Here is a 9,969-nt window from a genome sequence, read left to right as displayed (position 1 = left end):
GTGGACGACCGCGTTGGTGACCAGTTCGCTGACCACGACGAGCACGTCCTCGACGAGCCGGCCACTGAACGTGTCGGCACCCGGGAGTTCGAGCTCCGCCCACTCCCGGAGCGCGCTGCCGACGAAGCGCCGGGCGGCTCCGGGCGCGAGCGGCCCTCCCGGCAGCGACAACCGCGCCACCGCACGCCGGTCGGCTCCGGCGCGTGCGGAGCCGACGTAGGCCGCGCCGGCGCAGCCCTCCGGCGCGCTCCCGTCCTCCGGACGCGCGGGGGCATCAGGAGAACGCGGCACGGTCTCCCGTTGCGTCGGAATGGCCCCCACTGAGCGGCTCCCTGAGAAGTTCGGACGAATAGGCCTCAGGCGGCACGGACAGAGTGACAGACTGGCCACACTCATAAGCGCCGAGTTACCGAAGTGGGCAACCATGAGTGAGAACAGTGCTACGCAGGCGCTCGAAGACGGTCAGAAAGACAGCGGAACGGACGGACCGATCCGGGCGTCCGACCTCCGTGCGCTCACCGCCGCCATGACGGCGGCCCGCGACGGCACCTTCATCAAGACCCCGGAGACGGGTCCCGCGCCGGTCGCGGAGCTGTGCGCCCTCTTCAACCAGATCATCGACCGCAGCACGCACTTCGGCGGTGAAGTACAGCGCGTCAAGAGGGAGTTGGTGCGGCACGGCAGGCTGGACGAGCGGCTCTCGGCCAGCCCCGGCCAGGGCGCCTGGGCGACCCGCGTCGACGATGTGAACCAGACGCTCGACGCGCTGGTCGCCCCCGCGGTGAACGCCACGCGGGTGCTGGACGCGGTGGCCGGCGGCGATCTGACCCAGCGGGTCGACCTGCACGACGGCAACCGGCAACTGCGCGGCGACTTACGCCGGTTGGGCCGAGCGGTCAACAAGATGGTGGACCAGTTGTCGCTGTTCACCGGCGAGGTGACCCGGGTGGCCCGCGAGGTCGGCACCGAGGGGCGGCTCGGCGGCCGGGCCAAGGTGCGGGGCCTGTCCGGGAGTTGGCGGGACGTGACCGAGGCGGTCAACACGATGGCCTCCCGGCTGACCGCGCAGGTGCGGGACATCGCCCTGGTGACCACCGCCGTCGCGCGCGGCGATCTCACCCGTACGGTGACGGTCGAGGCGACCGGCGAGTTGCTCGAACTGAAGCTCACCGTGAACACGATGGTGGACCAGCTGTCCGCCTTCGCCGACGAGGTCACCCGCGTCGCCCGTGAGGTCGGCACCGAGGGCCAGCTGGGTGGCCGGGCGCAGGTCAGAGGTGTGTCGGGGGTGTGGAAGGACCTCACCGACAACGTCAACTTCATGGCGTCGAACCTGACCTCCCAGGTCCGCAACATCGCCCAGGTGACCACCGCCGTCGCCAACGGCGATCTGAGCCAGAAGATCACCGTCGACGCGAAGGGCGAGATCCTGGAGCTGAAGTCGACCATCAACACCATGGTCGACCAGCTCTCCGCCTTCGCCGACGAGGTCACCCGCGTCGCCCGCGAAGTCGGCACCGAAGGCAACCTCGGCGGCCGGGCCCAGGTCAGAGGCGTCTCCGGGGTCTGGAAGGACCTCACCGACAACGTCAACTTCATGGCGGACAACCTGACCTCGCAGGTCCGCAACATCGCCCTCGTCTCCACGGCGGTCGCCCAGGGCGATCTCGGCAAGAAGATCACGGTCGAGGCGAAGGGCGAGATCCTGGAGCTGAAGTCGACCATCAACACCATGGTCGACCAGCTCTCCGCCTTCGCCGACGAGGTCACCCGCGTCGCCCGCGAAGTCGGCACCGAAGGCAACCTCGGCGGTCAGGCGCAGGTCAGAGGCGTCTCCGGCGTCTGGAAGGACCTCACCGACAACGTCAACTTCATGGCCCTGAACCTGACCTCCCAGGTCCGCAACATCGCCCAGGTGACGACCGCCGTCGCCAACGGCGACCTCTCCAAGAAGATCACCGTCGATGCGCGCGGCGAGATCCTGGAGCTGAAGGACACCGTCAACACGATGGTGGAGCAACTGCGGGCGTTCGCCGACGAGGTGACGAGGGTGGCCCGCGAGGTCGGCACCGACGGCCGGCTCGGCGGGCGCGCCCAGGTGCTGGGCGTGTCCGGTGTGTGGCGGGACCTGACCGACAACGTCAACTCCATGGCCGACAACCTGACCTCGCAGGTCCGCAACATCGCCCAGGTGACGACCGCCGTCGCGAACGGCGACCTCTCCAAGAAGATCGACGTGGACGCGCGCGGCGAGATCCTCGAACTGAAGACCGCCATCAACACCATGGTCGACACCCTCTCGTCGTTCTCCTCCGAGGTCACCCGGGTCGCCCGCGAGGTCGGCTCGGAGGGCCAGCTCGGAGGGCAGGCACGGGTCGAGGGCGTGTACGGCACCTGGAAGCGCCTCACGACGAACGTGAACGAACTCGCGCTGAACCTGACCACCCAGGTCCGCGCCATCGCCGAGGTGGCCTCGGCCGTGACCCAGGGCGACATGTCCCGCTCCATCACGGTGGAGGCGCGCGGCGAGGTCGCCGAGCTGAAGGACAACATCAACCTGATGGTGGCCAACCTCCGTGAGACGACCCGCGCGAAGGACTGGCTGGAGTCCAACCTCGCCCGCCTCGCCGCCCTGATGCAGGGCCACCGCGATCTGATGGAGGTCGCCGATCTGATCCTGCGCGAGCTGACACCGCTGGTGAAGGCCCAGTACGGCGCCTTCTACCTGGCCGACCCCGAACAGGACGGCGCGGCCCTGCGCACGGTGGCCCCCGGCAAGGGCCTCGGCTTCATCGCGGGCTACGGGTCGGCGCAGGACGCGACGGTGGAGACCGGCGGCCTGCCCGTGCACGGTCTCGTCGCCCAGGCGGCCCGCGAGAAGAAGCGGATCCTGGTCGAGCAGACCCCGCCCGACTACATCAAGATCAACAGTGGTCTCGGGGAGGCGGCCCCTTCCAGCGTGGTGATCATCCCGATCCTCTTCGAGGACAAGCTCCTCGGCGTGATCGAACTCGCCTCGTTCTCCCGCTTCTCTGACGTCCATCTGGCGTTCTTCGACCAGTTCGTGAACACCATCGGCGTCGCGATCAACACCATCATCGCCAACTCCCGCACGGAGTCCCTCCTCGGCGAGTCCCAGCGCCTGGCCATGCAGCTCCAGGAACGCTCCGACGAACTCCAGAAGCAGCAGGCGGAGCTCCAGCGCTCGAACGCCGAACTGGAGGAGAAGGCGGCCCTGCTCGCGACCTCCTCCCAGTACAAGTCGGAGTTCCTGGCGAACATGTCGCACGAGCTGCGCACACCGCTCAACTCGCTGCTCATCCTGGCGCGCCTGCTCTCCGACAACCCGGACGGCCATCTCACGGACCAGGAGGTGCAGTTCGCGTCGACGATCCACCGCTCGGGTTCCGACCTCCTCCAGCTGATCAACGACATCCTGGACCTGTCGAAGATCGAGGCGGGCCGGATGGACGTACGGCCGAAGCGGCTGCCGCTCATCAAGCTGCTGGACTACGTCCACGCCACGTTCCGCCCGCTCACCCTCGACCGGGGCCTGGCCTTCGAGGTCACGGTCGGCGAGGACGTACCGCGCGAGATGTACTCGGACGAGCAACGCCTCCAGCAGATCCTGCGCAACCTGCTCTCCAACGCGATCAAGTTCACCGCGTCCGGCAGGGTCGAACTGACCGTCAGCCGCATCAAGGACCCCGAACACCGCTACGCCCGTGAGGACACCGACGAGGTGATCGCGTTCGCGGTCTCCGACACCGGCATCGGTATCGCGCCGGAGAAACTGCCGGTGATCTTCGAGGCGTTCCAGCAGGCCGACGGCACCACGAACCGCAAGTACGGCGGCACCGGCCTCGGGCTGTCCATCAGCCGGGAGATCGCGGGTCTGCTGGGCGGCCGCATCATCGCCGAGAGCATCCCCGGCAAGGGCTCGACGTTCACGCTGTACGTGCCCGTCTTCAGCCCCGGCCACACGGTGACCGGCGGCGCCGAGGACCCCGCCACGGCGCTGATCCCCGACCAGCTGGCGGCCGAGCCGTACCCGGCCGCCCCCGAGGACGACACCTGGCCCGCGCCCACCAAGCTGGAGGTGTGGAAGGCGGGGCGCGCGGGCCAGATCCTGCCGGGCCGGCGGGTGCTGATCGTGGACGACGACATCCGCAACGTCTTCGCGCTCACCCATGTCCTCGGCCGTGTCGGCATGCCGGTGCTGTACGCGGAGAACGGGCGGGAGGGCATCGAGACCCTGGAGCGCAACCCGGACGTCGAGCTGGTCCTGATGGACATCATGATGCCGGAGATGGACGGCTACGAGACGATCTCCGCCATCCGTCGCACGCCCCGCTGGGCCGGTCTGCCCATCGTCGCGCTGACCGCGAAGGCGATGCCCGGCGACCGCGAGAAGTCCATCGCCCGGGGCGCCAACGACTACGTACCCAAGCCGGTGGACGTCGACCAGCTGCTCACCGTGGTGTGCGCCGTCCTGGACCCGGAGGGCGCCGAGCCGTCGCCCGAGAAACGCACCGAAGAGAACGAGGCACCCTCACCATGACCACTCAGGACCGGACCGACGGACGCGCGGGCATCCTCCTCGTCGACGACATGGAGGACAACCTGATCGCGCTGGAGGCCGTCCTGGCATCGCTCAACGAGCCGCTGGTACGGGCCCGTTCCGGCGAGGAAGCCATGAAGGCCCTGCTCCGGCAGCGCTTCGCCGTCGTCCTCCTCGACATCCGCATGCCGGGTATGGACGGTTTCGAGACCGCGGCCAACCTCAAGCGCCTCGACCAGACCAAGGACGTCCCGATCATCTTCCTCACCGGCACGGACGCAGAGATGGGCTACGCCTTCCGCGGCTACGCCACCGGCGCCGCCGACTATCTGACCAAGCCCTTCGACCCCTGGGTCCTCCGCGCGAAGGTCAGCGTCTTCCTGGAGCTGCACCGCAAGACCCGCAAACTGGAGGTCCTGCGGGCACGGCAGAGGGAACAGGCGGAACAGGTCCTGTCCCGCCTGAGCGCACTGGAGAAACAGCTGTCCGAGGAGTCCCCGGACCTGGCGGAGGCCCGCATACAGGTCCAGGAACTCCGTTCCCTGGTGACCAGGGACCAGGGCAGCTGACCTCGCTACTTCTCCCGGGCTCCCTCGTACATCTCGTCGATGAGGTGCTGGTACTCCTTCTCCACCACCGGCCGCTTCAGCTTCAGGCTCGGCGTCAGCTCACCGTGCTCGACGTCCAGGTCCCGCGGCAGCAGACGGAACTTCTTGACGGTCTGCCACCGCTGCAACCCCTGGTTGAGCTGGGTGACGTACCCCTCGATGAGCTCCACCGTGGCCGGGGCCGCGATGATCTGCTCGTACGACTTGCCCTCCAGTCCGTTCTCCTTGGCCCAGCCGAGGAGGGCCGGCTCGTCGAGGGCGATGAGGGCCGTGCAGAAGTTGCGGTCGGCGCCGATGACCATGACGTTGGACGTGAACGGGCACAGCGCCTTGAACTGGCCCTCGATCTCGGTCGGCGCGATGTACTTGCCGCCGGAGGTCTTGAACAGGTCCTTCTTGCGGTCGGTGATCCGCAGGTACCCGTCGGGCGACAGCTCGCCGATGTCACCGGTGTGGAACCAGCCGTCCGCCTCCAGGACCTCGGCGGTCTTGTCCGGCAGCCCGTGATAGCCCTCCATGATGCCGGGGCCGCGCAGCAGGATCTCGCCGTCGTCCGCGATGCGCACCTCGCAGCCGGGCAGCGGCTTGCCGACCGTCCCCGTACGGAACGCCTCGCCGGGGTTCAGGAACGACGCCGCGGAGGACTCGGTCAGGCCGTAGCCCTCCAGGATGGGGATGCCGGCGCCGGCGAAGAAGAAGCCGATCTCGGGTGCGAGCGCCACCGAGCCGGAGATACAGGCGCGCAGCCGCCCGCCGAACGCCTCACGCAGCTTCTTGTAGACCAGCGCGTCGGCGACCTTGTGTTTGGCCCCCAGCCCGAACGGCACGGACGCGGTGCCGGTGCGGCGGAAGTTGTCCTGGCTGACCTTGGCGTACTCGCGGGCGACCTCGGACGCCCACTGGAAGATCTTGTACTTGGCGGCGCCGCCCTCGCGGGCCTTCGCGGCGACACCGTTGTAGACCTTCTCGAAGATGCGCGGCACCGCGGCCATGTACGTCGGCCGCACGACCGGCAGATTCTCGATGATCTTGTCGACCCGGCCGTCGACGGCGGTGATGTGCCCGACCTCGATGTGCCCGGACAGCAGCACCTTGCCCATGACGTGCGCGAGCGGCAGCCACAGGTACTGCACGTCCTCCGCGCTGAGCAGACCGGTCGCGGCGATGGCCTTGCCCATGTACGCCCAGTTGTCGTGCGGGAGGCGCACGCCCTTGGGGCGACCGGTGGTGCCCGAGGTGTAGATGAGGGTGGCGAGCTGGTCCTTGGTGATCGCGCCGACCTTCTCCTTGATCAGGTCGGGCTTCTTCTCCAGGTACGCCGTCCCGCGCTTCTCCAGCTCGGCGAGCGAGAGGATCCAGTCCTCCGAGAGGTCGGCGCCCTCGGGGTCGATGACGATCACATGGGTCAGCGCGGGCAGCTCGGCCTTCTTCTCCCGTGCCTTCTCCAGTTGCTCGGCGTTCTCCGCGATGAGGACCTTGCTGGCGGAGTCGGACAGGATGTACGCCGACTCCTCGGCGTTGGTCGACGGATAGATCGTCGTATTGGCGGCACCGGCGCACATGATGCCGAGGTCGCACAGGATCCACTCGATCCTGGTGGCGGAGGACAGCGCGATGCGCTCCTCCGGCTGTACGCCCAGCTCGACCAGCCCGGCCGCGATGGCATCGACGCGCGCGGCAGCCTCCGCCCAGGTCAGCGGCTTCCAGTCCGAAGGTCCCTGGCCTGAGGCCGGCGGCACCGGGTAACGGAATGCCTCCGCGTCGGGCGTGGCCGCCACGCGCTCCAGGAAGAGGGCCGCCATGGACGGCGGGCGGTTCTCGATCAGGGTCTGTGTGTCGCTCACGACATCCTCCGGGGCCCGCGACAGTGCGGCAGGGTCAGCATGGACTGTGCGGCTGGCTCAAAGCGGCTGTTGTTTAACTCGCGAGTAACCATCGAGTGGTGATCAGGGTAGAGCGAGGTTGGCTGGTTCGTAAGGGGCGGCGGGGCGTCACTTTCCACCGAGAACGACCGTACGAGCACGCGGCCGCCGCGCCTCGAAGACATGCGGGCCCGCCGCGCCGAAACGCGACGGGCCCGCATTCTGCCCAAGTTTCCGGGGGTAACAACGGCTACCGCCGGGACCTGCGGAGATCCCCGCAGGTGGCTATTTCTTGCCCTTGGCTCCGCCGGCGCTGTCGTCACTGGACAGCACGGCGATGAAGGCCTCCTGCGGAACCTCCACAGAGCCCACCATCTTCATCCGCTTCTTGCCCTCCTTCTGCTTCTCCAGCAGCTTCCGCTTCCGGGAGATGTCACCGCCGTAGCACTTGGCGAGGACGTCCTTGCGGATGGCGCGGATGGTCTCGCGGGCGATGACCCGGGAGCCGATGGCGGCCTGGATCGGCACCTCGAAGGCCTGCCGCGGGATCAGCTCCCGCAGCTTGGCGACGAGCCGCACGCCGTACGCGTACGCGGCGTCCTTGTGGGTGATCGCGGAGAAGGCGTCCACCTTGTCGCCGTGCAGCAGGATGTCGACCTTGACCAGGCTGGACGTCTGCTCGCCGGTGGGCTCGTAGTCGAGCGAGGCGTAGCCGCGCGTCTTGGACTTCAGCTGGTCGAAGAAGTCGAAGACGATCTCGGCGAGCGGCAGGGTGTACCGGATCTCGACGCGGTCCTCGGAGAGGTAGTCCATGCCGAGCAGGGTGCCGCGCCGGGTCTGGCACAGCTCCATGATCGAGCCGATGAACTCGGTGGGCGCGAGGATCGTGGCGCGTACGACGGGCTCGTACACCTCGTTGATCTTGCCCTCGGGGAACTCGCTCGGGTTGGTGACGGTGTGCTCGGTGCCGTCCTCCATCACGACGCGGTAGACCACGTTCGGCGCGGTGGCGATCAGGTCGAGGCCGAACTCGCGCTCCAGCCGCTCGCGGATCACGTCGAGATGCAGCAGCCCGAGGAAGCCGACACGGAAACCGAAGCCGAGCGCGGCGGACGTCTCCGGCTCGTAGACGAGCGCGGCGTCGTTGAGCTGGAGCTTGTCGAGGGCCTCGCGCAGCTCGGGGTAGTCGGATCCGTCGAGCGGATAGAGCCCGGAGAAGACCATGGGCTTGGGGTCCTTGTACCCGCCGAGAGCCTCCGTGGCGCCCTTCTGCTGGCTGGTGACGGTGTCACCGACCTTGGACTGGCGGACGTCCTTCACACCGGTGATGAGGTAGCCCACCTCACCGACGCCGAGGCCGTCGGCCCCCAGCATCTCGGGCGAGTTCGTGCCGATCTCCAGCAGCTCGTGGGTGGCGCCCGTCGACATCATCCTGATGCGCTCACGCTTGTTGAGCTGCCCGTCGATGACACGGACGTACGTGACCACGCCGCGGTACGAGTCGTACACCGAGTCGAAGATCATCGCGCGGGCCGGAGCGTCCTTGACGCCGACCGGGGCGGGGACATCGGCGACGACCCGGTCGAGCAGCGCGTCGACCCCGACACCGGTCTTGGCGGAGACCCGCAGGACGTCCTGGGGGTCGCACCCGACGAGGTTGGCGAGCTCCTCGGCGAACTTCTCCGGCTGAGCGGCCGGCAGGTCGATCTTGTTGAGGACCGGGATGATCGTGAGGTCGTTCTCCATCGCCAGGTACAGGTTGGCGAGGGTCTGCGCCTCGATGCCCTGCGCGGCGTCCACGAGGAGGACGGTCCCCTCGCAGGCGGCCAGCGACCGTGACACCTCATAGGTGAAGTCGACGTGCCCGGGGGTGTCGATCATGTTGAGGATGTGCGTGTTGCCCGGGTCGCCGGTCGGCGCCCAGGGCAGACGCACCGCCTGGGACTTGATCGTGATTCCGCGCTCACGCTCGATGTCCATGCGGTCGAGGTACTGAGCACGCATCTGCCGCTGCTCGACCACACCGGTCAACTGGAGCATCCGGTCGGCGAGCGTGGACTTGCCGTGGTCGATGTGCGCGATGATGCAGAAATTGCGGATCAGAGCCGGGGCGGTACGGCTCGGCTCGGGCACATGGCTAGGGATCGCGGGCACGCAGGGTCCTGATTCTTGAGGCGTCCGCAGCCGTCTGCGGTCTCGGGTCGGATCTAGCGGGTCTGTACGAACGGGGTCTACCGGGTCTATGCGTAGGCTCCATGGTCCCACGGGCGCGGGGCTGGGGCGGGTTTGGGCCACTCGCGGAGCCACTGGTAGCCTGGGTGGCTGTGTCTCATGCCCTCTCTGCAGGAGGCACATCCCAAAGAAAACCAAAGGTGCCCGGGGTTCGCATGCCCTGCATGTCCTCGGTCGCCAGTAGCTGAAGAGGCTCATTCGTGGCGAACATCAAGTCCCAGATCAAGCGGAACAAGACCAACGAGAAGGCGCGCCTGCGCAACAAGGCCGTCAAGTCGTCGCTCAAGACCGCGATCCGCAAGGCCCGTGAGGCCGCTGCCGCGGGTGACGCCGAGAAGGCCACCGAGTACCAGCGCGCTGCCGCGCGTCAGCTCGACAAGGCCGTCTCGAAGGGTGTCATCCACAAGAACCAGGCCGCCAACAAGAAGTCGGCGCTTGCTTCCAAGGTCGCTTCCCTCAAGGGCTGAGCTTCACCTTTGATCTGACCGCCGGACGGACCCGTAGCGGGCCCTCTCTCATCCGCTCCCGCCCGGCACCCCTGGACCTGCACGCGGCCTGCGTTCGCCACGCGGGTGCAAGTCCACCATCGTGAAACGAAGACCCCGTCACCCTCCCTTCCCCAGGGAGGACGACGGGGTCTTCGCGCTGACGGGGTCTTCGCGCTGGGGGGGCCGGTGCGCGTGGGGGCCGGTACGTGTGTGTGGGG

5 protein-coding genes and 1 pseudogene are annotated in these 9,969 nt (G+C 68.0%); 3 read left to right on the top strand and 3 right to left on the bottom strand.

Going from position 1 to position 9,969, the window contains the following annotated elements; translation table 11 throughout:
- Positions 1-291, bottom strand: a pseudogene (locus tag AOK15_RS46650) (protein phosphatase); the annotation flags it as partial.
- A 133-nt stretch (positions 292-424) separates the two neighbouring features.
- On the opposite strand from AOK15_RS46650, the gene AOK15_RS10515 reads away from it, so the two are divergent.
- A complete protein-coding gene (locus AOK15_RS10515; protein ID WP_205632110.1) occupies positions 425-4,561 on the top strand; it encodes a HAMP domain-containing protein in 4,137 nt (1,378 codons plus the stop codon).
- Positions 4,558-5,130, top strand: a complete 573-nt coding sequence (locus AOK15_RS10510; RefSeq protein ID WP_055515196.1) for a response regulator — start codon at positions 4,558-4,560, stop codon at positions 5,128-5,130. Before AOK15_RS10515 ends, AOK15_RS10510 begins: the two co-directional genes overlap by 4 nt.
- A gap of 5 nt (positions 5,131-5,135) precedes the next feature.
- Here the strand turns inward: AOK15_RS10510 and AOK15_RS10505 are convergent, their stop codons facing one another.
- Entirely contained in the window at positions 5,136-7,013 is a 1,878-nt protein-coding gene (locus AOK15_RS10505) for an AMP-dependent synthetase/ligase (RefSeq protein ID WP_055515188.1), read from the bottom strand.
- A 303-nt stretch (positions 7,014-7,316) separates the two neighbouring features.
- Entirely contained in the window at positions 7,317-9,185 is a 1,869-nt protein-coding gene (lepA, locus tag AOK15_RS10500) for a translation elongation factor 4 (protein WP_055515183.1), read from the bottom strand.
- A 278-nt stretch (positions 9,186-9,463) separates the two neighbouring features.
- Between lepA and rpsT the strand changes: the two genes are divergently transcribed.
- Positions 9,464-9,730 carry a 30S ribosomal protein S20 gene (rpsT, locus tag AOK15_RS10495; protein WP_055515178.1) on the top strand — a complete coding sequence of 89 codons (267 nt, stop codon included), beginning with the start codon at positions 9,464-9,466 and terminating at the stop codon, positions 9,728-9,730.
- Positions 9,731-9,969: the final 239 nt, after the last annotated feature.

This window comes from Streptomyces ossamyceticus, from assembly GCF_001418475.1.
Taxonomy (GTDB): Bacteria; Actinomycetota; Actinomycetes; order Streptomycetales; family Streptomycetaceae; genus Streptomyces; species Streptomyces ossamyceticus.
This window is presented reverse-complemented; position numbering and strand designations above follow the sequence as displayed.

Bases quoted from the DNA above. Each gene is read 5' to 3' on its own strand.
- AOK15_RS10510 (WP_055515196.1), top strand. From the start codon at position 4,558: ATGACCACTCAGGACCGGACCGACGGACGCGCGGGCATCCTCCTCGTC.
- AOK15_RS10515 (WP_205632110.1), top strand. From the start codon at position 425: ATGAGTGAGAACAGTGCTACGCAGGCGCTCGAAGACGGTCAGAAAGAC.